Source organism: Pantoea sp. ANP04 (assembly GCF_041982285.1).
Taxonomy (GTDB): Bacteria; Pseudomonadota; Gammaproteobacteria; order Enterobacterales; family Enterobacteriaceae; genus Pantoea; species Pantoea eucalypti.
In genome coordinates, this window is record NZ_JAUTYS010000006.1 from 140,113 (window position 1) to 165,895 (window position 25,783).

General features: G+C 54.7%; 23 protein-coding genes. 13 read left to right on the forward strand and 10 right to left on the reverse strand.

The window, feature by feature from the left end:
- Positions 1-6: 6 nt before the first annotated feature.
- The 4 genes from Q7C21_RS10595 (at position 7) to Q7C21_RS10610 (ending at position 5,733) form a co-directional block, all read left to right on the forward strand.
- Complete coding sequence (locus Q7C21_RS10595; RefSeq protein WP_375150711.1) at positions 7-1,593, forward strand: EAL domain-containing protein; 1,587 nt, start codon at positions 7-9, stop codon at positions 1,591-1,593.
- Between the two features lie 461 nt (positions 1,594-2,054).
- The gene (proP, locus tag Q7C21_RS10600) at positions 2,055-3,560 is read left to right on the forward strand and encodes a glycine betaine/L-proline transporter ProP (protein WP_375150712.1); all 1,506 of its coding nucleotides are present in this window, start codon (positions 2,055-2,057) and stop codon (positions 3,558-3,560) included.
- A gap of 127 nt (positions 3,561-3,687) precedes the next feature.
- Positions 3,688-4,665 carry a porphobilinogen synthase gene (gene hemB / locus Q7C21_RS10605; protein WP_033734324.1) on the forward strand — a complete coding sequence of 326 codons (978 nt, stop codon included), beginning with the start codon at positions 3,688-3,690 and terminating at the stop codon, positions 4,663-4,665.
- 99 nt (positions 4,666-4,764) lie between these two features.
- Positions 4,765-5,733, forward strand: a complete 969-nt coding sequence (locus Q7C21_RS10610; RefSeq protein WP_003852154.1) for a diguanylate cyclase — start codon at positions 4,765-4,767, stop codon at positions 5,731-5,733.
- Positions 5,734-5,759: 26 nt separating this feature from the next.
- Here Q7C21_RS10610 and Q7C21_RS10615 read toward each other — a convergent pair whose 3' ends face one another.
- Positions 5,760-6,782: an alpha/beta fold hydrolase gene (locus Q7C21_RS10615; RefSeq protein WP_003852152.1), complete on the reverse strand. Its 1,023-nt coding sequence runs from the start codon at positions 6,780-6,782 to the stop codon at positions 5,760-5,762.
- 339 nt (positions 6,783-7,121) lie between these two features.
- On the opposite strand from Q7C21_RS10615, the gene Q7C21_RS10620 reads away from it, so the two are divergent.
- Positions 7,122-7,622 (forward strand): helix-turn-helix domain-containing protein, encoded by a 501-nt coding sequence (locus Q7C21_RS10620; RefSeq protein WP_078805114.1) that lies wholly within the window; start codon positions 7,122-7,124, stop codon positions 7,620-7,622.
- Here Q7C21_RS10620 and Q7C21_RS10625 read toward each other — a convergent pair whose 3' ends face one another.
- Entirely contained in the window at positions 7,623-8,282 is a 660-nt protein-coding gene (locus Q7C21_RS10625) for an epoxyqueuosine reductase QueH (protein ID WP_003852147.1), read from the reverse strand. It abuts the gene before it with no gap.
- A 270-nt stretch (positions 8,283-8,552) separates the two neighbouring features.
- Here Q7C21_RS10625 and Q7C21_RS10630 point away from each other — a divergent pair, with 270 nt between their 5' ends.
- A complete protein-coding gene (locus Q7C21_RS10630; protein WP_375150713.1) occupies positions 8,553-9,941 on the forward strand; it encodes a sugar porter family MFS transporter in 1,389 nt (462 codons plus the stop codon).
- A gap of 15 nt (positions 9,942-9,956) precedes the next feature.
- Here the strand turns inward: Q7C21_RS10630 and Q7C21_RS10635 are convergent, their stop codons facing one another.
- The gene (locus tag Q7C21_RS10635; RefSeq protein WP_375150714.1) at positions 9,957-10,634 is read right to left on the reverse strand and encodes an SDR family oxidoreductase; all 678 of its coding nucleotides are present in this window, start codon (positions 10,632-10,634) and stop codon (positions 9,957-9,959) included.
- A 229-nt stretch (positions 10,635-10,863) separates the two neighbouring features.
- On the opposite strand from Q7C21_RS10635, the gene Q7C21_RS10640 reads away from it, so the two are divergent.
- Positions 10,864-11,883: a LacI family DNA-binding transcriptional regulator gene (locus Q7C21_RS10640; RefSeq protein ID WP_182630257.1), complete on the forward strand. Its 1,020-nt coding sequence runs from the start codon at positions 10,864-10,866 to the stop codon at positions 11,881-11,883.
- Between the two features lie 57 nt (positions 11,884-11,940).
- Here the strand turns inward: Q7C21_RS10640 and Q7C21_RS10645 are convergent, their stop codons facing one another.
- Together Q7C21_RS10645 and Q7C21_RS10650 are read right to left on the reverse strand one after the other, a co-directional pair.
- Positions 11,941-12,768 (reverse strand): hypothetical protein, encoded by an 828-nt coding sequence (locus Q7C21_RS10645; RefSeq protein WP_182630258.1) that lies wholly within the window; start codon positions 12,766-12,768, stop codon positions 11,941-11,943.
- 1 nt (position 12,769) lies between these two features.
- On the reverse strand, positions 12,770-12,967 hold the full coding sequence (locus Q7C21_RS10650; protein WP_003852137.1) for a hypothetical protein: 198 nt from the start codon (positions 12,965-12,967) through the stop codon (positions 12,770-12,772).
- 293 nt (positions 12,968-13,260) lie between these two features.
- Between Q7C21_RS10650 and Q7C21_RS10655 the strand changes: the two genes are divergently transcribed.
- A complete protein-coding gene (locus Q7C21_RS10655; protein WP_110410942.1) occupies positions 13,261-14,247 on the forward strand; it encodes an aldo/keto reductase in 987 nt (328 codons plus the stop codon).
- 7 nt (positions 14,248-14,254) lie between these two features.
- Here the strand turns inward: Q7C21_RS10655 and Q7C21_RS10660 are convergent, their stop codons facing one another.
- Positions 14,255-15,439 carry an NAD(P)/FAD-dependent oxidoreductase gene (locus tag Q7C21_RS10660; RefSeq protein WP_072040370.1) on the reverse strand — a complete coding sequence of 395 codons (1,185 nt, stop codon included), beginning with the start codon at positions 15,437-15,439 and terminating at the stop codon, positions 14,255-14,257.
- A 242-nt stretch (positions 15,440-15,681) separates the two neighbouring features.
- On the opposite strand from Q7C21_RS10660, the gene pitA reads away from it, so the two are divergent.
- The gene (gene pitA / locus Q7C21_RS10665; RefSeq protein WP_139364727.1) at positions 15,682-17,184 is read left to right on the forward strand and encodes an inorganic phosphate transporter PitA; all 1,503 of its coding nucleotides are present in this window, start codon (positions 15,682-15,684) and stop codon (positions 17,182-17,184) included.
- A 37-nt stretch (positions 17,185-17,221) separates the two neighbouring features.
- Here pitA and uspB read toward each other — a convergent pair whose 3' ends face one another.
- Positions 17,222-17,557, reverse strand: a complete 336-nt coding sequence (gene uspB, locus Q7C21_RS10670; protein ID WP_003852126.1) for a universal stress protein UspB — start codon at positions 17,555-17,557, stop codon at positions 17,222-17,224.
- Between the two features lie 414 nt (positions 17,558-17,971).
- On the opposite strand from uspB, the gene uspA reads away from it, so the two are divergent.
- Positions 17,972-18,409: a universal stress protein UspA gene (uspA, locus tag Q7C21_RS10675; protein ID WP_003852123.1), complete on the forward strand. Its 438-nt coding sequence runs from the start codon at positions 17,972-17,974 to the stop codon at positions 18,407-18,409.
- A gap of 56 nt (positions 18,410-18,465) precedes the next feature.
- Here the strand turns inward: uspA and rsmJ are convergent, their stop codons facing one another.
- Together rsmJ and prlC are read right to left on the reverse strand one after the other, a co-directional pair.
- The gene (gene rsmJ / locus Q7C21_RS10680; RefSeq protein ID WP_375150715.1) at positions 18,466-19,212 is read right to left on the reverse strand and encodes a 16S rRNA (guanine(1516)-N(2))-methyltransferase RsmJ; all 747 of its coding nucleotides are present in this window, start codon (positions 19,210-19,212) and stop codon (positions 18,466-18,468) included.
- Between the two features lie 8 nt (positions 19,213-19,220).
- On the reverse strand, positions 19,221-21,263 hold the full coding sequence (gene prlC, locus Q7C21_RS10685; protein ID WP_375150716.1) for an oligopeptidase A: 2,043 nt from the start codon (positions 21,261-21,263) through the stop codon (positions 19,221-19,223).
- Positions 21,264-21,693: 430 nt separating this feature from the next.
- Between prlC and Q7C21_RS10690 the strand changes: the two genes are divergently transcribed.
- Both Q7C21_RS10690 and Q7C21_RS10695 read left to right on the forward strand, forming a co-directional pair.
- The gene (locus tag Q7C21_RS10690) at positions 21,694-22,536 is read left to right on the forward strand and encodes a 23S rRNA (adenine(2030)-N(6))-methyltransferase RlmJ (RefSeq protein WP_008926315.1); all 843 of its coding nucleotides are present in this window, start codon (positions 21,694-21,696) and stop codon (positions 22,534-22,536) included.
- Between the two features lie 6 nt (positions 22,537-22,542).
- Positions 22,543-23,361 (forward strand): CPBP family intramembrane glutamic endopeptidase, encoded by an 819-nt coding sequence (locus Q7C21_RS10695; protein WP_105099952.1) that lies wholly within the window; start codon positions 22,543-22,545, stop codon positions 23,359-23,361.
- Here the strand turns inward: Q7C21_RS10695 and rnz are convergent.
- On the reverse strand, positions 23,358-24,269 hold the full coding sequence (rnz, locus tag Q7C21_RS10700; protein WP_008926317.1) for a ribonuclease Z: 912 nt from the start codon (positions 24,267-24,269) through the stop codon (positions 23,358-23,360). The genes Q7C21_RS10695 and rnz overlap by 4 nt on opposite strands.
- Before the next feature lie 128 nt (positions 24,270-24,397).
- On the opposite strand from rnz, the gene gorA reads away from it, so the two are divergent.
- Positions 24,398-25,750 carry a glutathione-disulfide reductase gene (gene gorA, locus Q7C21_RS10705; protein WP_008926318.1) on the forward strand — a complete coding sequence of 451 codons (1,353 nt, stop codon included), beginning with the start codon at positions 24,398-24,400 and terminating at the stop codon, positions 25,748-25,750.
- Positions 25,751-25,783 lie beyond the last annotated feature (33 nt).

The following is a 25,783-nucleotide window of genomic DNA, read 5'->3' on the forward strand; positions in this document are numbered from 1 at the left end:
TCAGCGGTGCCGCTACTGAAACGAAAACGCGACTATGCCAGGCTGGTGATTATTTTCTCCGGTGTGCTGCCTCTGCTTATTGGCCTTTTTTTTACTGCTCTGGATGCGCGTCACACCGTCCAGCAGCATCAGGTGAATGCAGCCAATACCCTGCTCTCTCAGGCTGAAAGAATGAGTGACAGCGCCTGGGATATGATTAATACGCTGCGCCAGTTTCAGTATCAGCCCTGCAGTCAGATTCAGAATCAGTTACAGCGCATCGGCTCACTGAATCCCTATTTCCGCGCAATCGGTAAAATTGAAGAAAACAGAATTGGCTGTTCGTCAGCATATGGAACCATGCCGGGTTTACTGAAAGATATGATCATGCGCGATGCGCCGGTTACCGGAAAAGCCTGGTGGAGCCTGTCAATTGCCGGCACCTCCGGTGTGCCGGATCGCCCGGCCGTGATTTTTATGCGTGACCTGCCTGATGGCGTGGGATTCTGGGCAGTGGTTGATGGCCAGTATCTGCTTGATCTGATGCGCGCTATCAGCAGCACTCACCGCTATCATTTCAGCATGGCATTCAGCGACGGCGCCCCCATCTCGTTTGGTGACCCACAAATTGCTGCATCCGGCTGGTTTGAGCCTCTGATTTATGAGGCCCGTTCAAACCGCTACCCGCTCTCTGTCAGTCTGATTGCCTCGCCCACTGAGCTGATCTCTGCCTGGCGCCAGGTGATTTTTATTATCATGCCGATGGCGGCGATCTTTTCTGTTCTGCTGATGATGCTGACGGCGAACTGGCTGCGACGGCGTATTTCATGGCGCGATGAGATTCGCCGGGCCATCATCTGCGGCCAGTTCAGGGCGCACTATCAGCCAGTCTATGATAACCGGCTGCAACGCTGTAGCGGTGCAGAGGTGCTGCTGCGCTGGACAACGTCCGACGGTAACGGCGTTCGGCCTGATATTTTTATTGGTGCAGCAGAAGCGGAAGGGATGATTGTGCCGCTGACCCGCCACCTGCTCGATTTGATTGCAGAGGATGTGCAGAGCTGGCAGGTGGATCCCCATTTTCACCTTGCGATTAACGTGGCGGCGGAGCATCTGCAGCATCCTGATTTTGTTCGCGATATGCTGCAATTCGCCGACAAAATAAAAGATAAGCAGTTTGTCATTACGCTTGAGCTGACTGAGCGCAGTCTGATTAAAGAGGGTGAAGCGGTGGCGCGTAAGCTGGAGCAGTTACGCCATGCGGGTATGAAGGTTGCGATTGATGATTTTGGTACCGGCCACTGCTCACTGAGTTACTTACAGACCTTCACGCTGGATTATCTGAAAATCGATCGTGGATTCATTAACGCTATCGAATCGCTGGAAGGCGAAACGCCAGTGCTGGATGCGATCATCAATCTCAGTCACAGTCTGGCGCTGGAGGTGCTGGGTGAAGGTGTGGAAACGGAGCTGCAATTTTGCTATCTCCAACAGCGCGGCGTCGTGTTTATTCAGGGTTTTTATTACGCCCGCCCGATGGATAACACATCGCTGGCAGAGTGGCTGGCGCGTCAGGGGGATCAGCGTGTGCTGGCTGACCCGTGTCACGTTTGAACCTCCGCAGCACATCGAAAACCGGACGACACCGAAACCGGGATTGCCACCCGCGGCTCTTGCGCCAGCCCGTTCACCGACGAATAATGTCCAGCCCCCGACCCTTCGCACTGAACCGTCGGACAGGGATCCCTCCCGTTAAGCGCAAATAAACATCACTTGCGCAGACAATCTGCTGAAAAAAACGGCTGTCGTCACGCAGCGTGATAATTTTTTTGCGGTGCTAAACAGTCATAAAGATTGCCGGAACAGGTCAGCATTAGCTCAAACATGACAGATATCACACAAAAACGGTATACTCTGTCGCTGTTTGCAATAATCACAACAGTAATTATTGTGTTCGCTGGCGCGTAATGAGCGCTTAATTACGGCTATGCTTAAATTTCTCAACGCAGCGGTCTGAACGATTTACCACGGCTCGCGCCGTTGAGGACTTTCGTGTTCCATTACAGGGTAATTCTATGAAATTGCGTAGGAAGCGTGTAAAACCAATTGGGATCAATGATGTCACCATCATTGATGATGCTCGTTTACGTAAAGCCATCACTGCGGCCTCTCTGGGTAACGCGATGGAATGGTTTGACTTCGGTGTGTATGGCTTCGTGGCCTATGCGCTGGGTAAAGTCTTCTTCCCGGACGTGTCACCCGGCATTCAGATGATTGCTGCACTGGCAACCTTCTCTGTACCCTTCCTGATCCGTCCGCTGGGTGGCCTCTTCTTCGGTATGCTGGGCGACAAATATGGTCGTCAGAAAATCCTCTCCATTACCATTATCATCATGTCGGTCAGTACCTTCTGTATCGGCCTGATACCGTCCTATGCGTCTATCGGCATCTGGGCACCGATTCTGCTGCTGCTTGCGAAGATGGCGCAGGGCTTCTCCGTGGGCGGTGAATATACCGGCGCCTCAATCTTCGTGGCGGAGTATTCGCCTGACCGCAAACGCGGCTTTATGGGAAGCTGGCTCGACTTTGGCTCAATTGCGGGCTTTGTACTCGGTGCGGGTCTGGTCGTGCTGATCTCTTCTGTTATCGGAGAAGCACGTTTCCTTGAGTGGGGCTGGCGTCTGCCGTTCTTCGTGGCGCTGCCGCTGGGCATTATCGGCCTTTATCTGCGTCATGCGCTGGAAGAGACCCCGGCATTCCAGCAGCATGTGGACAAACTGGAACAGGGTGACCGCGAAGGCCTGCAGGATGGTCCGAAAGTCTCGTTTAAGGAAATTGCAACCAAACACTGGCGCAGCCTGCTCTCCTGTATCGGTCTGGTTATCGCCACCAACGTCACCTACTACATGTTACTGACGTATATGCCGAGTTACCTGTCGCATAACCTGCACTACAGCGAAGACCATGGTGTGATGATTATCATCGCTATCATGATCGGTATGCTGTTTGTTCAGCCTGTGATCGGCATGATGAGTGACCGCTTTGGCCGTCGTCCCTTTGTTATCATCGGCAGTATCGCTCTGCTGGTCTTTGCCATTCCCGCCTTTATGATGATTAACAGTGGCGTGCTGGGACTGATTTTTGGTGGTCTGCTGCTGATGGCCGTTATTCTTAACTCGTTTACCGGTGTCATGGCCTCGTCGCTGCCTGCAATGTTCCCGACCCATATCCGTTACAGTGCACTGGCCAGTGCGTTTAACATCTCTGTACTGGTTGCCGGTCTGACGCCAACGCTGGCCGCCTGGCTGGTTGAAACCACCAACAATCTTTACATGCCAGCCTACTACCTGATGGTGGTGGCTGTCATTGGTCTGATTACCGGTCTTTCCATGAAAGAGACGGCAAACAAGCCACTGAAAGGTGCAACGCCAGCTGCGTCCGATATGGAAGAAGCGCGCGAAATCCTGCAGGAACATCACGATAACATCGAGAACAAAATCGAAGATATCGATGCAGAGATCGCCCGCCTGGAAGCGAAACGTAAAAACCTGGTGCAGCAGCATCCGGATATCAACGAGTAATCGTTCTGCTCTCCCGCCGCCCGGCGGGAGAGCGCTTTTCCCTCTCTGTTACCGCACACAAACCTTCATCCCTCGCGGTCAAAGGGAGTAAACTGTTGTTACTTTTTTCACCTGCGTAAGAATGAAAATGTCTGATTATTCCCTTATCCAGCGCCCAAGAAGATTGCGCGCCAGCGCCTCAATGCGTGAAATGTTCCAGGAGTCATCCCTGAGCCTGAACGATCTGGCTCTGCCTATCTTTGTTGAAGAAGAAGTCGACGATTACAAAGCGATTCAGGCGATGCCTGGCGTGATGCGTATTCCGGAAAAGCGCCTCGCCTATGAGATTGAGCGCATCGCCAAAGCGGGCATCCGCTCGGTGATGACCTTCGGTATTTCTCACCACACCGACGCCACCGGCAGCGATGCCTGGAACGAAAACGGTCTGGTGGCGCGCATGTCGCGCATCTGCAAAGATACCGTACCGGAAATGATTGTGATGTCTGACACCTGCTTCTGTGAATACACCAGCCACGGCCACTGTGGCGTGCTCTGTGATCACGGCGTCGATAACGATGCAACCCTGGCAAACCTGGGCAAGCAGGCCGTTGTTGCCGCCGCAGCCGGTGCAGACTTCATCGCCCCGTCAGCGGCGATGGATGGTCAGGTTGAGGCGATTCGCCGCGCACTTGATGCGGCAGGCTTCACCCAGACCGCCATCATGTCTTATTCCACCAAATTCGCTTCATCGTTTTACGGCCCGTTCCGTGAAGCGGCCGGAACGGCGCTGAAAGGCGACCGTAAAACCTACCAGATGAACCCGATGAACCGTCGGGAAGCGATCCGTGAATCGTTGCTTGATGCGGCGCAGGGCGCGGATTCATTGATGGTGAAACCGGCAGGCGCTTATCTGGATATTCTGCGCGATATCCGCGAACGCACCGAACTGCCGCTGGCGGCTTATCAGGTGAGTGGCGAATACGCGATGATTAAATTTGCCGCACAGGCCGGTGCCATTGATGAGCGCAATGTGGTGCTGGAAAGCCTCGGTGCGATTAAACGCGCCGGAGCCGACCTCATTTTCAGCTATTTCGCCCTTGATCTCGCCGAACAAAAAGTGCTCTGATCCCCTCCTCATAAAGAGCGTGGTCGCTGTATCACGCTCTTCTTCGCTGTTAGGCACACACCAGAACCTGGCTTCAGCTAAAAACCAAAGGGCTCTGTGATGAAAGCACCTGAAATCGCCGCCGACGAGGCACAACGTTTATCGCAGTTGCGTGCGCTGAACATAATGAATACGCCAGCGGAAGAACGATTTGATCGTTTAACTCGCCTGGCGCGCCGCCTGTATGACGTGCCTATCGCGTTAGTCAGCCTGCTGGAAGAAGATCACCAGTGGTTTAAATCTGCACAGGGTTATGCGCCTACCGGATCGCCACGGAATATCTCGTTTTGCGGCCACGCTATCCTGCAGGATGAAATCATGATCGTTGAAGATGCGTTACAGGATGAACGTTTTCACGATAATCCGCTGGTGACTGGCGAACCACACATTCGCTTTTATGCGGGCTGTCCGCTGCGTGCGCCGGGCGGTGCCAAAATGGGTACGTTCTGTATTATTGGTCGTGAGCCGCGTCAGTTTAATGAAGAGGATCAGGCCACCATGCGCGATCTCGCCGCCATGGCTGAAGCGGAATTGATCGCCTTTCAGACGGCTACCTGTGATGAACTGACGCAGATTACCAATCGCCGCGGTTTTATGACGCTGGGACAGATGGTGCTTAATGAGTGCCAGAGGAAAAACCGTCCCGCCTGTCTGACTTTTCTCGATCTCGATAAGTTTAAGCAGATTAATGACACACTGGGCCATCGCGAAGGCGATCGCGCGCTGATGGACTTTGCCAATGCGATGAAAGTGGCGTTCAAACATTCCGACCTGTTTGCCCGCCTGGGCGGCGATGAGTTTGTGGTGCTGTTTGATGGCCTGCAGCAGCAGCAGAGTGAAGCGCTGCTCATGCAGTTCGACCGTTATCTGCACCAGCAGTCAGTCAGCCTGAACCGACGTTACCGCCTGCAGTTCTCTTCCGGCGTGGTAGAGTTTGACCCGGCCAATCCGCAATCGCTGGAACAGTTACTGCACGACAGCGATAAACAGATGTATCTGACTAAAAATCAGAAACGCATTGCCGTGTAAGGTCAGGCGCCGCAGCGCCTGAGGGGTCAGGGACGGGCCAGATCGTCGAGCAGCGTCTGATTAAACTTAGCCGGATCTTCCATTTGTGGTGCGTGCCCCATGCCAGGAAATTCAATTAAGCGCGCGCCCGGGATACGTTTAGCCGCCTCTTTTCCCAGCACCGCATAATCACCCAACCGGGCTTTCACCTCCGCCGGTGCGATATCACTGCCAATGGCCGTGGTATCTGACGTACCGATTATCAGAGTGGTCGGCACCCTGAGATCGCCGAACTCATAAAACACCGGTTGAGTGAAGATCATGTCGTAGATTAAGGCGGAGTTCCACGCCACCTTCTGATGGCCCGGCCCGCTGTTGAGTCCGGCCAGCATATCGACCCACTTATCATATTCGGGTTTCCAGCGCCCGACATAGTAAGTCTGCTGTTCATACTTCTTAATACCCGCCGCGCTGAGTTTGAGTTCGCGCTGATACCACTGATCCACCGAACGCCACGGTGCACCTTTGGCTTTCCAGTCCTCCAGCCCTATCGGGTTAACCAGTACCAGCTTCTGCGTCTGCGCCGGGTACATCAACGCATAACGCGTTGCCAGCATCCCGCCGGTTGAATGACCGACAATGACCGCCTTCTCCACTCCCAGCCGTGCAAGCAGCTGATGGGTGTTCTCTGCCAGTTGCTGAAAACTGTATTGATAGCTGGCGGGCTTGGTCGAGCTGCAGAAGCCAATCTGGTCGGGCGCGATAACGCGATATCCCTGCTGACTCAGTGCGCGAATCGTCTCTTCCCAGGTCGCGCCACAGAAGTTTTTACCGTGCATCAGCACCACGGTTTTGCCGTTGGCACGTTGCACCGGTTTGACATCCATAAAGCCCATGCTCAGCGGTTGCTGCTGAGACTGAAAGTCAAAATGCTGCAGAGGATAGGGATATTGAAACCCCTCCAGCTGTTCGCCATACACAGACGCAGCATGGGCAGGTGCATGAGCCAATAAGGCCAGCGAGGTGAGCAAGGCGGCAAGCGGTTTTTTCAGCGCGTATGTCGGGCTCATCCGGGGGTACTCCATGTTAAAGGTGAGTCGTAAGCCTGGCATGTCATTGTGAAAAATCTATTGCCAGGCGGTGCTATCACGTTAATAACACGGCGGCTGCCAGGATTCATCAGGAGGTGGTCAGCGGCATAGCGCCTGATTTAATTTTTATCTGCCAGATATCAATCATCTATATTTCCCAACAGATTTATCACAATTCATCTAATTTAATAAAAAAAGGTTGTTCGGATGAATAATATCAGGAGATAAAAACTCAAAACCTGAAAAATGTTTACGCAAAGAATAAGAACATTAAGGTAGATTTTTCACATTCGTGATGAATTTAACCGTGGAGTCGCTATGAGCGAAAATAAATATAATGAAAGCGTAATCATCTCTGTCACTGAATGGATTAATAATAATCCTGGCCAGCGCCTGAGTGTTGATGATATTGCCATAAAGGCAGGTTATTCCAGATGGTATTTACAGAAACTCTTTGCCCGTTACCATAATGAAACACTGGCGCGTTATATTCGTAAGAGAAAACTTAACGCCAGCATTCATGATTTAAAAAACAGCCAGACACCTATTATCACTCTGGCACTGAAATACCATTTTGAAAGCCAGCAATCTTTTACCCGCTCTTTTAAACAGATTATGGGTTGCACGCCGAGCACCTGTCGCAAACGTCAGATGAACCACAAGGCGAAACAGCAGCTGGCTGAGGTAGCGCATCCCTGTACCTTATGCAGCTTTGTGCGTGAGGAAAGTATAAAGCCGGATGCTGGCGTAACAGTCCGGCCTGTTACGCACTTCACGCACGAATATACGCAGGCAGAGTCATTCCGCGACAGGGGTTAATCAGGCTTCATCCGGCTGATAATATTGCACGCCAATCTGAATGCGCTCACGCCCCTGGGCGACGCGATGACGATTGGTGTCGCGCAGTGAATAGACGCAGCCACAATATTCCTGCTGATAAAAACTCTCGCGCTTACTGATTTCAATCATGCGCGAAGACCCACCGCCTTTACGCCAGTTAAAATCCCAGTACATCAGATCCGGATATGCTGACGCGGCGCGGACACCACAGCTGTTAATCTGCTTCATATCTTTCCAGCGTGAGATCCCCAGGCAACTGGTCATCACCGGGAAGCCGTTCTCATGGGCATAGAGTGCCGTACGCTCAAAACGCATATCAAAGCACATGGTGCAGCGCTCACCCCGTTCCGGTGACCACTCCAGCCCGCGCGCGCGCTCAAACCAGTTATCCCGGTCATAGTCCGCATCCACAAACGGCACACCAAATTTTTCGGCAAAGCGAATATTCTCCTCTTTTCGCAGCTCATACTCTTTGAGCGGGTGAATATTCGGGTTGTAAAAATAGATGGTGTATTCAATACCGGATGCCAGCATCGCTTCCATCACTTCACCCGAACAGGGCGCGCAACAGGAGTGCAGCAGGACTTTTTTATGACCGCCCGGCAGCGGCAGCGGCTGGCGCTGGAAAGGTTCAGACATAAGCACCTTCAATCAATGGCTGAAAAGCAGCAGTGTAATGCTGCAAGCAGTCAGTTGCAAAACGGGTCTGATATGCCTCGTTTGGTGTAATCGTGCTTCATCCGCCCTTATTCCCTGTAGTGCCAACCCGCTGATCTTCGATGTTTTCTTTTTAGCGTAATGCTGTGCAGCACGGGTTATGGCCAGAAGTGTGATCGTCACCACACTGGCATCAACTATGTTTACATAACATTAACAATATTGACATTGAATCGCCTCAAGGAGACTCGCATGGTCGCGACAAAAAAATCGGGAAGTCAGCAGAACCGTTTTACGTGGTTCGTCTGTTTTATGGCTGCGCTGTCAGGCCTGCTGTTTGGTCTGGATATCGGTGTCATTGCCGGTGCCTTACCGTTTCTGGCAAAGGATTTGCAGATAACTAACCATCAGCAGGAGTGGGTGGTGAGTTCAATGATGTTCGGCGCGGCGCTGGGTGCGCTGGCGGCGGGCTGGATGTCATCAAAGCTGGGACGCAAGAAAAGTATGCTGGCAGGCGCAACGCTGTTTGTGATTGGCTCGCTGTGGTCAGCGTTCTCCCCGGATGTCGAGTCACTGGTCTGCGCCCGCGTGATGCTGGGTCTGGCGGTGGGCATCGCCTCTTATACCGCACCATTGTACCTGGCAGAGATTGCGCCGGAACGTATTCGTGGTTCGATGATTTCCATGTACCAGCTGATGCTGACCACCGGCATCGTGGTGGCTTATCTCTCTGATACCGCGTTCAGCTACAGCGGCAACTGGCGTGGGATGCTCGGTGTTATCGCCATCCCAGCGGTGATCCTGTTTATCGGCGTGCTGTTCCTGCCTAACAGTCCGCGCTGGCTGGCAGCACATGGGCGTTTTAACGAAGCACAGCGGGTACTGGATCGGCTACGGAACAGCAGTGAACAGGCCCGGGAGGAGCTGGAAGAGATTCGTGAAAGCCTGCAGGTGAAGCAGCGTGGCTGGTCGCTTTTCCGCTCTAACGGTAATTTCCGCCGCGCGGTATGGCTGGGCATGCTGCTGCAGGTGATGCAGCAGTTTACCGGCATGAATGTTGTGATGTATTACGCCCCTAAAATCTTCAATATTGCCGGCTTCTCCAGCACCAGTGAGCAGATGTGGGGTACGGTGATTGTCGGGCTGGTCAACATGCTGGCTACGCTGATTGCGATTTTCTTTGTTGATCGCTGGGGTCGCAAGCCGATGCTCACCACCAGTTTTCTGGTGATGGCAGTCGGCATGGGCGTCCTGGGCACGCTGCTGCATATTGGCGTTGAAACAGATTTCCGCAAATACTTTGCTATTGCGATGCTGCTGATGTTTATCGTCGGCTTCGCGATGGCGGCCGGACCGGTCATCTGGCTGCTCTGCTCAGAAATTCAGCCGCTGAAAGGACGTGATTTCGGCATTACCGCCTCCACCACCACGAACTGGGTCGGTAATATGATTGTGGGTGCGACCTTCCTGACCATGCTGGATCAGCTGGGGAATGCCAATACCTTCTGGCTCTACGGCGCTCTTAATCTGGTGTTTATCGTGCTGACGATGATGCTGGTTCCCGAGACCAAACATGTGACGCTGGAGCACATTGAACGCAACCTGATGAAGGGTAAGGCACTGCGTAACATCGGGGCGTAACCGCCCCGTATCAACTTACCATTGCAGCTGCTGGCCGGCGTAATCGACATACTGATGACCACCACGACCGCGCCAGTGGGTCAGTTGCCGGACGATACCGGCCGCACTCTCTTCTGCTGTCAGTGGCGCACTCTCGCCACCCATATCTGTTTTCACCCAGCCGGGGTGCAGCGTCAGCAGCGTCCCGCTCTGCGCGTCAACTGCCGGAGTCAGTGTGCGGCTCAGCATATTCAGGGCCGCTTTGCTGGCCGAATAAATCGGCATCTGCGCCTGCGGGTTTTCATTCAGGCTGCCGAGCTGAGATGAGGTCAGCGCCAGCACACCTTCCGGCTTCAACAGCGGCAGCAAAATCTCTGCACTGCGAACCGGCGCTATCGCGTTGGTCAGGAACAGCTGCGCCAGATCCTGATCGCCACTCTGCGACACCTTCTGGTGTGAAGGCCCGGAAATCCCGGCGTTAATCAGAATCGCATCGAACGTTTTGCCACTGAGCTGGCTGGCAAGCTGCTGAACCGCCGATGAGTGCGTCATATCCAGCGCATGCCAGTGAATGTCTGGCTTATTACCCTGCTCTGGAATGCCACTGCGATGCGTAGCCGTGACCTGCCAGCCCTCACCCGCAAACGCCTGTGCCACCGCCAGCCCGATACCGCGCGAAGCACCAATAATCAGAACCTCTTTTTGCTGAGCCATATTCACTCCTCGTTGATTGTCTCACTACAAGCTTAACGGGTATTCCGCCAGGACAGCGGCCCGCTGTGCTTTTTAGCGTGGCGACAGCACGGTCGGTAAAAACCTTGCGGCACAACGCTGATGATGGTTTTCCATCATTAAATTGCTTTATCTTTTACTTTTAACCGATTAGAAGAGATAAATAGTCAGGCATGCAGCAGTTAATCGCCATTTTTCCCGTGGAGTCTGAATGAAAAAGCTCACCTTAGAGGTGGTGGCAAAAATGGCGGGCGTCGGGATTGCGACGGTCGATCGTGTGCTGAATGAACGCGGCGGCGTGTCACTGGAGACCAGCCGTAAAGTCCTGAAAGCTGCGCGCGAAGTGGGATTGAAGCGTCTGCTGCCAGAGGAGTACCAGCATCCCTGGCAAATTGAGGTGTTCCTCAGTAATAACGGCTCCTCCTTTTTTCAGCAGCTTACTACCCATTTCAGCGAAGTCGCCAGCCAGCTTGGCTATCGTCGCCTGAAACTGCATAAAACTCTGGTGGCCGAGGCACAGCCTGAGCAGCTGGCGCAAAGTATTATCGCCCGCAGCAGCACGCGCGACGGCATCATTGTCTTTGCACATGATTCACCGCCCATCTACCGGGCGCTAGCGCTGTGCCGCAGCCGCAATGTGCCAGTGATTACCATCGTTACCGATCTGCCTGATGCCGACCGCTTATGTCATGTCGGCATTGACCAGTATCAGGCCGGACGCACGGCGGGATTACTGATGAGTAAAACGGTGAGTCAGCCCGGCGACATTCTAATGGTCAGTGGCCGCTTCGATTATCGCGCCCACCGTCAGCGCATTGACGGATTCCGGGAGGCCATGGCGCAGCGTGCGCCCCAGCGTCATCTGCGTGAGGTGCTGTCGGGTCAGGATCAGCGGGAGACAATCCGCAGCGTGCTGGCCCGCAACCTGCAACCGTCGCAGATGATTGCAGGGGTCTACAACACTGGCATGGGCAATACTGTTGTCAGCGACACACTACGTGCCCACCAGTTGCTGGGTAAATGCACCTATATCACTCATGAACTTTATGATGTGACACGTAAGCTGCTGCTGAACGATGAAGTGGCCTTTACCCTGGATCAACATGCTCAGCAGCATGCCCGGCTGGCGATTGATTTGATGCTGAGTCATCTGGAAACCGGCTATCAACCGGATATCTATCAGGCGGGTAAAGTGGCGTTCAGACTGTTTACGGCGGAAAATATGGCGTGAGGGGGATCGGTTTCCCCTGAGGATGCCACATCATCAGGGGAAACCGATCGGGCTTTCTTAACCCGCAGCGTCCCGGCTTTTATCATCCGGGCTGTCCGCGTCGTCAGTACCCTGACTCTTCTCCACTTCCTGCGGATGTCCCATTGACAGCGCGGCGGCACTGGCGGGATCGAACAGTGACAGACTCTCAATCTGGTCAACCATGATCACTTTGCGGAACGACATCGCATCTTTGGGTTTCGAGTCGAGCGTGATGTCATGCTCGGCGTACCACTTGCTGTAGTTATGTTCCACCGCCAGCTTCAGTGTCTTGCTGTCGCGGTATCCGCTCAGCATCGGGATCAGTACAATGTTTTTGGTGCTCTCATATTCAAACGTCGAGGCATGAATCATGCCGATGTAAATGCGGCGCGACTTCATCGTAATCCACGCGAGTTCGCCCTCTTCCATGCACTGAAACAGCAGTTGTTCAACGCCGTTGGAGCGTGACAGTTGCTGATAAAGGTCTTTACGGCCCGATACGTTCAGCCGTGCACTGCCCGCCCAGTTTGAGCGATACAGGCAGAGCAGAATGGCAAAAGCGAGCATGATCACAACTGGTGCCTGAATCCCCAGGAAACTCCAGTTCATAAACTCGACCTGCCACTTCAGATGCACGCCGGGGATCATCTGGACGGCATTCGCGATGCCGGAAATACAGAGCAGCAGTAACCAGATGATGCCGGTGGCGAAGACACCCTGCAGAACAAAAATACAGCCGTAGAGCGCCACCAGGAAATAGACATCCCAGCCCGACGAGCGACGGATTTTAAAGCGGCTGTTTAAATCGCGGCTGGTGTACCAGTAACCACTCACCATCAACACCATAAATATTGCGGTACCCACCTTATACTCCCTTTAAGGTATTCACGTGCCGGGCAAAATCTTCGTGGACTTCCTCGCTCAGCGTGTTGACTGAAATATTGCCGTTCTCATCAATAATGATGCGCTCACCTTCAGCAATTGAGTCGTTGATATCCTGACGGGTCATAATCTGCAGAAACTTATCGGGACTGGCAAAGACCGACTTAATAAATTTGAACATAGCGATCCCATTGTTGGCCTGAAAAGTGAAGTATGTGACCGAATCGACACTCTCGCCTGTTTAATTTCGGGTGAAATTTCTTAAAATCAATAAATTAGCGAAGCGGCAATCGCCTGTTTAAAGCCGATTTCCGCAGAAATCTTCAACGTAACCAGCAGCCTGCCGTCAAAAACATCCTGTCCAGACTCGTCTGGTCTGCAATAACGCTGGCTCACCTCACCGGCGGAAAAGGCTAAGCTCAATGGTTAGCCCTTTTCTGTCACCCTGTCTGAAACGCATCGAGGAAGGTTTGCATGAAACAACGAACACTGGGCCGTACCGGTCAGCGCGTCTCTGAAATTGGCTTTGGCGCATGGGCCATTGGCGGAACCTGGGGAGAAGTGAGCATGGAGGATGCCAAAGCCGCGCTGAATGCTGCGCTGGATGCAGGCATCACCTTTATTGATACTGCCGATGTCTATGGCGATGGCCGCTCCGAAAAAATTATTGCAGAGGTGCTGAATCAGCGCGGCGGTGAACGCCCGTTTGTGGCCACCAAGCTGGGGCGTCGTCTGTCACCGCACGTGGCTGAGGGCTACAACGCCGAAAACCTCAACGCCTTTATCGATCGCTCACGGGAAAATCTGCAGACCGACACGCTGGATCTGGTGCAGCTGCATTGCCCACCGACGGAGGTCTACTACAACCCGGACGTGTTTGCGGTGATGGATGAGATGGTCGCCGCCGGAAAAATCCGTCACTACGGCGTCTCCGTTGAGAAAGTCGAGGAAGGCCTGAAAGCGCTGGCATTTCCAAACGTCTCGTCGATTCAGCTGATTTACAACATTTTCCGTCAGCGTCCCGCGGAACTGCTGTTGAGTGAAGCGAAACGCCGTGATGTGGCGATCATTGCCCGTGTGCCGCTGGCTTCAGGCCTGCTGACCGGCAAAATGCGCGCCGACAGCGTGTTTGCCGCTGACGACCATCGCACCTTTAACCGTAATGGCGAAGCGTTCGATAAAGGCGAGACCTTCTCCGGTGTGCCTTATGAGGTGGCACTGGAGGCGGTGGAGGAGATTCGCCGCTTTGTTACGGGCGACACCACCATGGCGATGTTTGCACTGCGCTGGATCCTGATGAACGAAGATGTCAGCGTGGTCATTCCTGGCGCGAAAAATCGTGAGCAGGCTGAAGCCAATGCCCGCGCCAGCGACGTCGGTGCACTCTCTGAGGATACGATGGCGGCGCTGAAGCAGATCTATCAGGAGAAGATTGCGCCGCACGTGCATCAGCGCTGGTAAATGCGCGTTACAACGCCTGGGCGCACGCCCAGGCGGAACTCCAGGCCCACTGGAAGTTATATCCCCCCAGCCAGCCGGTGACATCGGCTACTTCGCCAATAAAGTACAGCCCCGGCACCGCGCGCGCCTCCATGGTTTTCGAGGAGAGCTGCGTGGTGTCTACGCCGCCCAGCGTCACTTCAGCAGTCCGATACCCCTCAGTGCCGTTTGGCTGAATGCGCCAGGCATGCAGCGTCTGCGCCAGTTCAGTTTGCTGTTTGCTGTTGAGCTGTTTCAGGGTGATATCCGGCACCACTTTGAGTGCCTGCAATACTTCCACCAGACGCTTCGGCAGGATTTTCGCCAGACTGTTTTTCAGGCTGAGATTCGGATGCGCTTCACGCTGCGCCGTCAGAAACGCCTCAAGCGGCGTAGCGGGTAACAGGTCGATGGTGACGAATTCGCCGGGCAGCCAGTAGCTGGAGATTTGCAGTACCGCGGGGCCGGAGAGCCCACGGTGAGTGAACAGCATCGCCTCTTTAAAGCGGGTACCATCCTGCGCATCGATGGTGGTGTCCAGCGCAACGCCTGAGAGCGTCTGTAATTGTTCCAGCAGTGGCTTATGCAGCGTAAAGGGCACCAGAGCCGCCCGGGTCGGATACACATTCAGACCAAATTGCTCTGCAATTTTGTAGCCAAACGGCGTGGCACCCAGGCCTGGCATCGACAGACCACCACTGGCAATCACCAGCTTCTTCGCCTGAACCGTACTGCCGTTGAGTTGCAGGGTGTAGCCGCTTTCATCGCGCTCAACACTGAGCACTTCACTGCGCAGTCGCAGGGTGACATTGCCCTTGTCACATTCGGCCAGCAGCAGATCGACAATTTGCTGAGCAGAGTCATCACAGAAGAGCTGGCCCAGGGTTTTTTCATGCCAGGCGATACCGTGGCGATTAACCAGATCGATAAAATCCCACTGGGTATAACGCGCCAGCGCGGATTTACAGAAATGAGGATTGTGCGACAGATACGCCGCCGGTTCAGTGTAGAGATTGGTGAAGTTGCAGCGGCCACCGCCCGACATCAGAATCTTGCGGCCTGGCTTTTTGCCGTTATCCAGCAGTAACACGCTCAGTCCGCGCTGCCCGGCCTGGGCGGCACAGAACAGCCCTGCGGCTCCGGCACCAATGATGATAACGTCAAACTGTTCCACTGCATTCACTCACTTAACTGGAAAGGCGCAGATTGTAGTGATCTGCTCACCCGGACGCCAGCGTCAAAAAATTGCCGTAAATGTGTCATATTGTATCTGTCTAATATCTAACCCTTTTTCACTGAGTAGCCCATTCGCTCTGCGAAGAAAGGTTAAATTAGCGCTATATTTTCCTTTCCCATACAGCACGTTGTCGCGGATAATGCGCCGCGTTCATGTCCTCCAAAAATGGCGTAACGTTTATGCTACATCTGTTTGCTGGTCTAGACCTCAGTACTAGCCTGTTATTGGTTCTTGCCCTGCTGTTTGTATTGTTTTACGAAGCAATCAACGGTTTCCACGACACGGCCAACGCAGTTGCGACGGTCATCTATACGCGTGCCATGCGTGCCCAGCTTGCTGTGGTCATGGCGGGTGTATTCAACTTCCTTGGCGTACTACTCGGTGGATTGAGTGTTGCCTACGCTATTGTTCATATGCTTCCCACCGATCTGTTGCTGAATGTTGGATCGGCTCACGGTCTCGCCATGGTGTTTTCTATGCTGCTGGCGGCGATTATCTGGAACCTCGGCACCTGGTATCTCGGTCTGCCGGCCTCCAGCTCCCATACACTGATCGGCGCGATTATCGGTATCGGTCTGACCAACGCCCTGATGAGCGGAACCTCGGTGGTTGATGCACTCAACATTCCGAAAGTCCTGAACATCTTCCTTTCTCTGATCCTGTCGCCGATTGTCGGCCTGGTGATGGCGGGCGGGTTAATCTTTATTCTGCGTCGCTACTGGAGTAATACCAAAAAGCGTGCGCGTATTCATATGACGCCTGCTGACCGCGAAAAGATCGACGGCAAGAAAAAGCCGCCGTTCTGGACCCGTATCGCACTGATTGTTTCGGCAATTGGCGTGAGCTATTCGCACGGTGCGAATGACGGTCAGAAGGGCATTGGCCTGATCATGCTGGTCCTGATTGGCGTGGCGCCGGCTGGTTTCGTCGTGAATATGAATGCCTCCGGTTATGACATCACGCGCACCCGCGATGCCGTCAACCATCTGGAACAGTATTACCAGCAGCACAACGCCTCGCTGACGCATATCATCCAGATGGCACCGCCTAAGTTGCCAACACCGGAAGAAGTACCGGCAACCAGCCCGCAGGAGTTTCACTGTGACAGCGCGCGAGCACTGCAGGCAGTACAGCGTGCACAGGTGTTGCTGAATAATCTGCAGAGCTACGATCAGCTGACCGTTGATCAGCGTGGTCAGATGCGTCGTCTGCTGCTGTGTATCTCAGACACCGCCGATAAAGCGGCCCGTCTGCAGGAAACTACGCCAGATGACAAACGCTTCCTCAATAAGCTGAAAAGTGACCTGCTTGGCACCATCGAGTACGCGCCTATCTGGATTATTGTGGCCGTGGCGCTGGCGCTGGGCACCGGTACCATGATTGGCTGGCGTCGTGTTGCCACCACCATCGGTGAGAAGATTGGTAAAAAAGGCATGACCTATGCGCAGGGAATGTCAGCCCAGGTGACAGCAGCGCTGTCGATTGGTATTGCCAGCTATACCGGCATGCCCGTCTCTACCACGCATATCCTCTCTTCATCGGTGGCCGGTACCATGCTGGTCGACGGTGGCGGATTGCAGAGCCGGACTATCAAGAACATCGCCATGGCGTGGATCTTCACCCTGCCGGTTTGTATTCTGCTGTCAGGTTCGCTCTACTGGATTGCCTTGAAACTGGTGTGATGCCAGCTGACAAAAGGGCGACGCAAGTCGCCCTTTTTTAATGCCAGATCGCCAGCGCCACCAGACTGATAACCACCAGCCCACACAGCGCACTGGTCAGAACAAACTGTCCCCGCACCCGTTCACAGCGCCGGATAAACTCATCGTCGTGGTGATCAAGATAGCGTTTTGCCCAGATATAAGTGACCAGCCGCACCTGTTTACTCGGCTGACCGTGAGAGGTGAAAAACCCCGCCCCATCGACATACTGATACAGCAGTGGATCACAACCCCGTAATACCGCCAGCAGCGCGCGCAGCGATGAAAAATAGCGCGCCATATTCACGATACACACCACACAAAGAGCCCAGAAAAGCGCAATAGTGCTGATCATATTCCCCCCTCCCAGCTGGAATTGCAGCAACAGACTCAGTGTCTGGCACTGAATCCGCCTGCAGAAAAAACCAGCCACTGAATCTCCGGACTGCGAAAATTTTCGACCCCCTGAGCGGCTGCGAACCGGACCGCCTTTTCTCAGTGTAGGAGAATTCTTTACATTTTTTCCAACGATGATTTTCGTTCAGCGCGAGTAAATCTGGCATAGCCTTGATCTTATTAATAAGCCAGACGGCAACAGCAGCATTTACAATGAGAGAAGGCTATACTCAGACTATAACAACATCATCACCTGCAACGCAGGTTGACACTTTGGTGGCGCTCATCGCCCGCTCGCGCAAGGGACTTCGCTAAGCTGTGACGCGGCAGGAACACCGGATGCCATCCTTAATCTCGTGAAAGGAGTTTTATCATGGCTTATAAACACATCCTGATTGCAGTAGACCTTTCTCCCGAAAGCCAGTTGCTGGTGGATAAGGCTGTCTCGCTGGCGCGTCCCTACGATGCCAGAATTTCCCTGATTCACGTTGATGTGAATTATTCTGACCTCTACACCGGCCTGATTGATGTCAACTTAGGGGATATGCAGAAGCGTATTTCTGAAGAGACGCATGCCGCACTGAAAGGGTTGTCAGATGCGGCGGGCTATCCGATCAGTGAGACACTGAGCGGCAGTGGTGATCTCGGCCAGGTTCTGGTTGATGCCATCAAGAAATATGACGTTGACCTGGTGGTGTGTGGTCATCATCAGGATTTCTGGAGCAAGCTGATGTCCTCAGCCCGTCAGTTGATCAATACCGTGCATATCGACATGCTGATTGTGCCGTTGCGCGATGAAGACGAGGCGTAATTCAGACGCTTAACGAAATGAATAAAGCCGGCGCGACGCCGGCTTTTTTTATACGTTCAGAGCGGGGGATAGATATCAAAGCGATGGCTTTTGGTGACCACAGCCGCCTGTGTCACGACACCCGACAGCGGCGGTGCATAGTCTGGTCGTTTGACCACAATACGCTTTTTCGCCAGTCGACGAGCCGGTTCCAGTAACGCATCCGCATCTTCATCCGGCCCGACCAGCGACTGAAACACCCGCATCTCCTTTTTCACCAGTGCACTTTTCTGGCGATGGGGATACATCGGATCGAGATAGACCACATCTGGCTGCGGCGTAATATCGCCCAGGGCCTGCGCGCTGGCCGCATGAATCAGCGTCAGACGATCGCGCAGCCAGGGGCCAATTTCCGCATCCTGATAACCGCGCTGTAATCCATCTTCAAGCAGGGCAGCCACCACCGGATGACGTTCCAGCATCCGCACCCGGCAGCCGAGCGCCGCCAGCACAAACGCATCACGCCCCAGTCCTGCCGTCGCATCCACCACATCCGGCAGATAACCGCCTTTAATACCCACCGCTTTGGCGACAGCTTCGCCGCGTCCACCGCCGAAACGACGGCGATGCGCCATTGCGCCGGTGACGAAATCAACAAAAATACCGCCCAGCTTAGGCTCATCACGTTTACGCAGTTCCAGGTGCGTTGAGGTCTGCACCAGCGCCAGCAGCGCATCTTCATCGTGCTCCAGCTGCCAGCGCTGCGCTAAACGTGATAAGGCGCCGTCTCCGGCGCCTGATTCATCGAGCAAACAGATTTTCACAAACTGACTTATCCCTGAATGCCGTAGTGTTCCAGCATCGCATCGAGCTGCGGTTCACGACCGCGGAAGCGTTTGAACAGCTCCATCGGCTCTTCAGAACCGCCACGCGTCAGGATGTTATCCAGGAAGGATTGACCGGTTTCACGGTTGAAGATCCCCTCTTCTTCGAAGCGGGAATAGGCATCCGCTGCCAGCACGTCTGCCCACAGATAGCTGTAGTAGCCCGCCGCATAACCACCGGCAAAGATATGGCTGAAGGCGTGCGGAAAACGGCCCCATTCCGGACTCGGAACGACCGCAACGCGGCTTTTCACTTCGCGCAGGGTTTCCAGAATCTGCGCGCCCTTCTCCGGATTAAACTCGGTGTGCAGACGGAAATCGAACAGGCCGAACTCCAGCTGACGCAGGATAAACAGCGCGGCCTGGTAATTCTTCGCCGCCAGCATTTTATCCAGCAGTTCTTTCGGCAGCGGTTCGCCAGTCTCAAAGTGACCCGAGATAAACGCCAGCGCATCCGGTTCCCAGCACCAGTTTTCCATAAACTGGCTTGGCAGTTCGACCGCATCCCATGGCACACCGCTGATACCGGAAACGCCAGGCGCTTCGATGCGGGTCAGCATGTGGTGCAGGCCATGACCAAACTCATGGAACAGAGTAATCACTTCGTCATGGGTGAACAGCGCAGGTTTGCCTTTCACCGGGCGGTTAAAGTTACAGGTCAGGTAAGCGACCGGCTTCTGCAGGCTGCCATCGGCTTTACGCATCTGGCCCACGCAGTCATCCATCCACGCCCCGCCACGTTTGTGCTCGCGGGCGTAGAGATCGAGATAGAAGCTGCCGCGCAGTTCGCCGGTTTCATCGAACAGATCGAAGAACTTCACGTCCGGATGGTAAACCTCAACGTCGGTACGCTGCTTCGCGCTGATGCCATAAATGCGTTTAACCACTTCAAACAGACCGGCAATCGCACGCTCTTCCGGGAAGTAAGGACGCAGTTGCTCATCGCTGATGGTATAGAGATGCTGCTTCTGCTTTTCGCCGTAATAGGTGAGATCCCACGGATTCAGTTCAGTGACGCCATGCTCTTTTTGAGCGAAAGCGCGCAGTTGCTCCAGCTCTTTTTCACCCTGCGGACGGGCGCGTTCAGCCAGGTCATTCAGGAAGTCGATCACCTGAGACGGGCTTTGCGCCATTTTGGTCGCCAGTGATTTATCGGCGTAGGAGTCGAAGCCCAGCAGCTGTGCCAGCTCGTGACGCAGCGCCAGCTCTTCCGCCATGATAGGTCCGTTATCCCACTTACCAGCATTCGGACCCTGATCGGAGGCGCGCGTTGCATAGGCGCGATACATCTCTTCACGCAGCGCCGCGTTGTCGCAGTAGGTCATGACCGGCAGATAGCTTGGGATATCCAGCGTCAGCAGCCAGCCGTCCTGCTCTTTGGCTTCAGCCTGAGCTTTCGCTGCCGCCATGGCACTTTCCGGCATACCGGCCAGTTCCCTTTCATCGGTGATCAGCTTGCTCCAGCCCATGGTGGCATCGAGCACATTGTTGCTGTAAGCCGAACCCAGCTCCGAGAGACGCGCGGCGATTTCGCCATAGCGTTGCTGTTTATCTTTTGGCAGGCCAATACCGGAGAGTTCAAAATCACGCAGGGCGTTATCGACCGCTTTCTTCTGCGCCAGATCCAGAGCCGCGTACTGATCACCCTCTTTGAGATTGCGATACGCCTGATAGAGGCCTTCATGCTGACCGACCCAGGTGCTGTATTCAGAGAGCAGCGGCAATGTCTGCTCATAGGCTTCACGCAGTTCCGGGCTGTTTTTTACCGCATTCAGATGGCTGACCGGTGAGAAAATGCGGCTCAGACGATCGTCGGTTTCCGCCAGCGGCTGAACCAGATTATCCCAGGTATAGGGCGCACCCTGCGCCACGACTTTTTCGACTTCTGCGCGGCATTGGCTCAGCACTTCCGTCACGGCAGGAACAACATGTTCAGGCTGGATGGCAGAAAAAGGGGGAAGCGTAAAAGATGTCAGTAGCGGATTGGTCATAGCGCAGTCCTTTAGAGATGTATGGGGCGCAGCGGGTCGCGCAACGCAATTTAAGTAACATGCGGCTTAGTGTAGCGAAAATCAATGGCAGCCAGGATGAGGTGGGGAAGAAACGCGCGGATGATCGCACGGAAGATGCCTGCTTTTGTCTGATGCCTGAAATCCTGGCGGGCGCGCCGGGCAGATTTTGCGGCCGGTTTACCCGCCTGAAAACCGCAAACTCAGCTCGTCACCCTGAACCGCACTCTGCAATCCCGATTTGTTATCACGCTTCTGGCCCATCAGCGGGTCATCCCTGATATAATCGCCGATTCTCATGCTTTTCCTGCGTCGGTTGCTGTGCGTCGTTCTGTGGGTAATACGTGGGGTAATAATTGGTATAAATTGATTTTTCATCAATTAAAACCTTATACATTCAACAGGATAAACAATGCTGAGTTATCGCCATAGCTTCCATGCTGGCAACCACGCCGACGTGCTGAAGCACACCGTTCTGAGCCTGATCATCACGGCGCTGAAAGAGAAAGAGAAACCGTTTTTCTACCTGGATACCCATGCAGGCGCAGGTCGCTACCAGCTGAGCGGCGAGCACGCCGAGCGTACCGGTGAATATCTGGAAGGCATCTCACGTATCTGGCAGCAGCCCGATGCGCCTGAATTGTTGCAGCCCTATTTTGATGCGATTCGTGCGCTGAACCGCAGTGGCACGCTGCGCTACTATCCCGGCTCGCCGCTGATCGCCCGTCATCTGCTGCGTGAAGATGACAAGCTGCAACTCACTGAGCTGCACTCCAGCGACTATCCGCTGCTGCGTAACGAATTCAGCAAAGATAACCGCGCGCGCGTCGATCGTGCCGACGGTTATCAGCAGTTAAAATCGAAACTGCCACCGCCGTCGCGTCGCGGTCTGGTGTTGATTGATCCGCCGTATGAGATGAAAAGCGACTACCAGGCGGTAGTGAAAGGCATTCAGGAAGGCCATAAACGCTTTGGCACCGGCGTCTTTGCACTGTGGTATCCGGTGGTGTTACGCCAGCAGATCAAACACATGCTGCGCGACCTGGAAGCAACCGGCATCCGCAATATTCTGCAGATCGAACTGGCGGCCCGTCCGGACAGCGATCAGCGCGGCATGACGGCCTCTGGCATGATCGTGATTAACCCACCGTGGAAGCTGGCCCAGCAGATGAATACCCTGCTGCCGTGGCTGCACCAGAAACTGGTTCCGACCGGAACGGGTCACTATGCAGTGAATCAGATCGTTCCTGAATAAGTCCTCATGTGGATTCTGCTGGCAGGTGCGCTGGGCGCCCTGCAACCCGCCCGGCGGCTGGCGCTATTGCTGTTAGCGCTCGCCGCGCTGCTGGGATTTTATCATCAGGTTCTGACCTGGCCGGTCTTGCCGCTGCTGGGCGGGATCGCCGCACTGGTCGCGCTGCGCCGCTTTGACCCGATCCGTTCCCGCCAGCAAATCCTGAGCGAGGCGCTACTGGTGCTGATTTCGCTGGGCTTGTTTCTCCATCTTTTCCCTGGCTTTAACAATCCCCTCCAGGTCGATGAGGTGCAGACGGGTGCCCGGAGCCTGCCGTTCAGTTTCTCCTTCAACGCCGATAAAGCGCTGATCCCCTTTGTGCTGCTGGCCTGCCTGCCGACGCTGTTCCGCGCTCGTGCCTGCCCGCCGCGTTATCCGTGGATTGCCGCACTGACGTTAATCACCGCCGTGCCGCTGCTGCTGTGTAGTGCCGTGCTGCTGGGTGGTCTGGCATTTGAGCTTCACAATCCACCGTGGCTGCCCGCGTTTATGCTGGCGAATCTGTTCTTTGTCTCGCTGGCCGAAGAGGCGCTGTTCCGGGGCTATCTGCAACAGCGGCTGAGAGAGTCGCTGGGAGGGATGCCCGCGCTGCTGATCTGCTCGCTGCTGTTTGGGCTGGCACATATCCAGGGCGGCGTGCTGCTGGTGGTATTCGCCTCCCTGGCCGGGCTGATTTACGGTCTGGCGTGGCACTGGAGCGGCCGGTTATGGCTGGCGACCGCCCTGCACTTTGCCCTTAACCTCACCCATCTGCTTTTCTTTACCTATCCGGCACTGCATCACTAAACAGTGAATACGGCCAGATCCGAGGCCAGCTCGGTGCGGGGGAAAATCGTCTGGCACTCCGCCAGCAGGCGGCTCATGTCCTTTGCCAGATAGCGGGAGCTGAAATGGGTGGCGATCAGTCGCTTTGCCCCGGCGCGTTTTGCCACGTCCGCGGCCTGCAGGGTGGTGGAGTGCCCGCGTCCGTTGGCTTTCTCCATCATCGCCGCCTCCAGCGTGGTTTCATGCACCATCAGGTCAACATCCGCCGCCAGTTGCAACGCGACGTCGGTCGGTGCGGTATCGCCAAAGATGGCCAGCTTTTTGCCGGGTGTCGCCGGGCCAAGGTAGTCAGCGCCGTTGATTACCCGCCCATCTTCCAGCGTCACACATTCCCCCTGCTTCAGCTGCTGGAACCACGGGCCACGGGGCACGCCTTCCGCTTTGAGCCGCGCGGCATCCAGCAGGCCGGGTTTGTCGTGCTGTTCAATGCGATAGCCAAAACACGCCACCGGATGGCTCAGCGGCCAGGCACTGATACGAAACTCACCGTCATCCAGCGTCCAGCCCGCCTCAATCTCAACAAGGCTCAGCGGATAGTCGGTATAGGAGCCACTGATCGACAGCGCCGTCTCAACAAAGGTCTTTAATCCTTTAGGGCCATAGACCGTCATCGGTGAGGTCAGTCCGGCCATCGACCGGCTGGTGAGTAATCCCGGCAGCCCGAAAATATGATCGCCATGCAGATGGGTGATAAAAATCTTGTCCAGCTTGCCCGGTTTCAGGCTCGAGCGCATAAACTGTAATTGCGTGCCTTCCCCGCAGTCAAACAGCCAGGTTTCACCACTCAGTGCGCGGGTAAAAGCAATGGAGGTCACGTTACGTTGCAGGCTGGGAGCACCGCCGCCGGTGCCAAGAAAAGTAAGGTGCATGGTATGCTTCCCTGTAAGCGAGTGAAAAAACAGAACCCTATTACAATCATAGGCGCAAACTTTGCGTCATTTCGACCTCCAGCGTTACACTCAACCCCAATTTTTTATGCAACCGGATGGATACTTCAATGACCCGACATTTCGACTATCTCGCCATTGGCGGCGGCAGCGGCGGCATCGCCTCAATTAACCGTGCAGCTATGTATGGCCAGAAATGTGCCCTGATTGAAGCAAAAGAGCTGGGCGGCACCTGCGTAAACGTGGGTTGCGTGCCGAAAAAAATCATGTGGCACGCTGCACAAATCGCCGAAGCTATCCATCTCTACGGGCCGGATTATGGCTTTGACACCACGGTGAATCGCTTCGACTGGGCCACACTGGTGAAAAACCGCAGCGCCTACATCGACCGCATCCATAACTCTTACGACAACGTGCTGGGTAAGAACAAGGTTGAAGTGATCAAAGGCTTTGCCCGCTTTGTCGATGCGCACAGCGTTGAAGTTAACGGCGAGATTATTACGGCTAACCATATTCTGATCGCCACCGGCGGTCGTCCGGTTCACCCCAATATTCCGGGTGCGGAGTACGGCATTGATTCCGACGGTTTCTTTGAGCTGGATGCCCTGCCAAAACGCACCGCCGTGATCGGCGCGGGCTACATCGCGGTCGAGCTGGCCGGCGTGGTAAATGCGCTGGGCTCAGAAACCCACCTGTTCGTGCGTAAACATGCACCACTGCGCAGCTTCGATCCGCTGCTTACCGAGACGCTGGTCGAAGTGATGAACACGGAAGGCCCGGCGCTGCACACCGAATCCATTCCAAAAGCCGTGATTAAAAACAGCGATGGCAGCCTGACGCTGCAGCTGGAAAACGGCAGTGAATATATTGTCGATTGTCTGGTCTGGGCGATTGGCCGTGAGCCAGCCAACGATAACCTCAACATCGAAGCTGCGGGCGTGGCGCTGAACGACAAAGGCTATATCAATGTCGACAAGTTTCAGAACACCAATGTCTCAGGCATTTATGCTGTGGGTGACAACACCGGTGCGGTTGAGCTGACACCGGTGGCGGTTGCCGCTGGCCGTCGTCTCTCTGAGCGTCTGTTTAACAACAAACCGGACGAGCATCTGGATTACAGCAATATTCCGACCGTTGTATTCAGCCATCCACCGATTGGTACCGTGGGACTGACTGAGCCACAGGCGCGCGAACAGTATGGCGATGACCAGGTGAAAGTCTACAAATCGTCGTTCACCGCCATGTACACCGCGGTCACCCAGCATCGCCAGCCGTGCCGCATGAAGCTGGTCTGTGTGGGTGCCGATGAGAAGATTGTTGGTATTCACGGCATCGGATTCGGCATGGATGAGATGCTGCAGGGCTTCGCCGTGGCACTGAAAATGGGTGCGACCAAGAAAGACTTCGATAACACCGTGGCGATCCACCCGACCGCAGCGGAAGAGTTTGTGACAATGCGCTAGTAACTCACCTCATGCGCATCCGTTACCCGCTGA

What these genes read in the sequence shown, in the direction of transcription:
- proP (WP_375150712.1), top strand. Translation starts at nt 2,055, where the DNA reads ATGAAATTGCGTAGGAAGCGTGTAAAACCAATTGGGATCAATGATGTC.
- hemB (WP_033734324.1), top strand. Translation starts at nt 3,688, where the DNA reads ATGTCTGATTATTCCCTTATCCAGCGCCCAAGAAGATTGCGCGCCAGC.
- Q7C21_RS10610 (WP_003852154.1), top strand. Translation starts at nt 4,765, where the DNA reads ATGAAAGCACCTGAAATCGCCGCCGACGAGGCACAACGTTTATCGCAG.
- Q7C21_RS10615 (WP_003852152.1), bottom strand. Translation starts at nt 6,782, where the DNA reads ATGAGCCCGACATACGCGCTGAAAAAACCGCTTGCCGCCTTGCTCACC.
- Q7C21_RS10620 (WP_078805114.1), top strand. Translation starts at nt 7,122, where the DNA reads ATGAGCGAAAATAAATATAATGAAAGCGTAATCATCTCTGTCACTGAA.
- Q7C21_RS10625 (WP_003852147.1), bottom strand. Translation starts at nt 8,282, where the DNA reads ATGTCTGAACCTTTCCAGCGCCAGCCGCTGCCGCTGCCGGGCGGTCAT.
- Q7C21_RS10630 (WP_375150713.1), top strand. Translation starts at nt 8,553, where the DNA reads ATGGTCGCGACAAAAAAATCGGGAAGTCAGCAGAACCGTTTTACGTGG.
- Q7C21_RS10635 (WP_375150714.1), bottom strand. Translation starts at nt 10,634, where the DNA reads ATGGCTCAGCAAAAAGAGGTTCTGATTATTGGTGCTTCGCGCGGTATC.
- Q7C21_RS10640 (WP_182630257.1), top strand. Translation starts at nt 10,864, where the DNA reads ATGAAAAAGCTCACCTTAGAGGTGGTGGCAAAAATGGCGGGCGTCGGG.
- Q7C21_RS10650 (WP_003852137.1), bottom strand. Translation starts at nt 12,967, where the DNA reads ATGTTCAAATTTATTAAGTCGGTCTTTGCCAGTCCCGATAAGTTTCTG.
- Q7C21_RS10655 (WP_110410942.1), top strand. Translation starts at nt 13,261, where the DNA reads ATGAAACAACGAACACTGGGCCGTACCGGTCAGCGCGTCTCTGAAATT.
- pitA (WP_139364727.1), top strand. Translation starts at nt 15,682, where the DNA reads ATGCTACATCTGTTTGCTGGTCTAGACCTCAGTACTAGCCTGTTATTG.
- uspB (WP_003852126.1), bottom strand. Translation starts at nt 17,557, where the DNA reads ATGATCAGCACTATTGCGCTTTTCTGGGCTCTTTGTGTGGTGTGTATC.
- uspA (WP_003852123.1), top strand. Translation starts at nt 17,972, where the DNA reads ATGGCTTATAAACACATCCTGATTGCAGTAGACCTTTCTCCCGAAAGC.
- prlC (WP_375150716.1), bottom strand. Translation starts at nt 21,263, where the DNA reads ATGACCAATCCGCTACTGACATCTTTTACGCTTCCCCCTTTTTCTGCC.
- Q7C21_RS10690 (WP_008926315.1), top strand. Translation starts at nt 21,694, where the DNA reads ATGCTGAGTTATCGCCATAGCTTCCATGCTGGCAACCACGCCGACGTG.
- Q7C21_RS10695 (WP_105099952.1), top strand. Translation starts at nt 22,543, where the DNA reads ATGTGGATTCTGCTGGCAGGTGCGCTGGGCGCCCTGCAACCCGCCCGG.
- rnz (WP_008926317.1), bottom strand. Translation starts at nt 24,269, where the DNA reads ATGCACCTTACTTTTCTTGGCACCGGCGGCGGTGCTCCCAGCCTGCAA.
- gorA (WP_008926318.1), top strand. Translation starts at nt 24,398, where the DNA reads ATGACCCGACATTTCGACTATCTCGCCATTGGCGGCGGCAGCGGCGGC.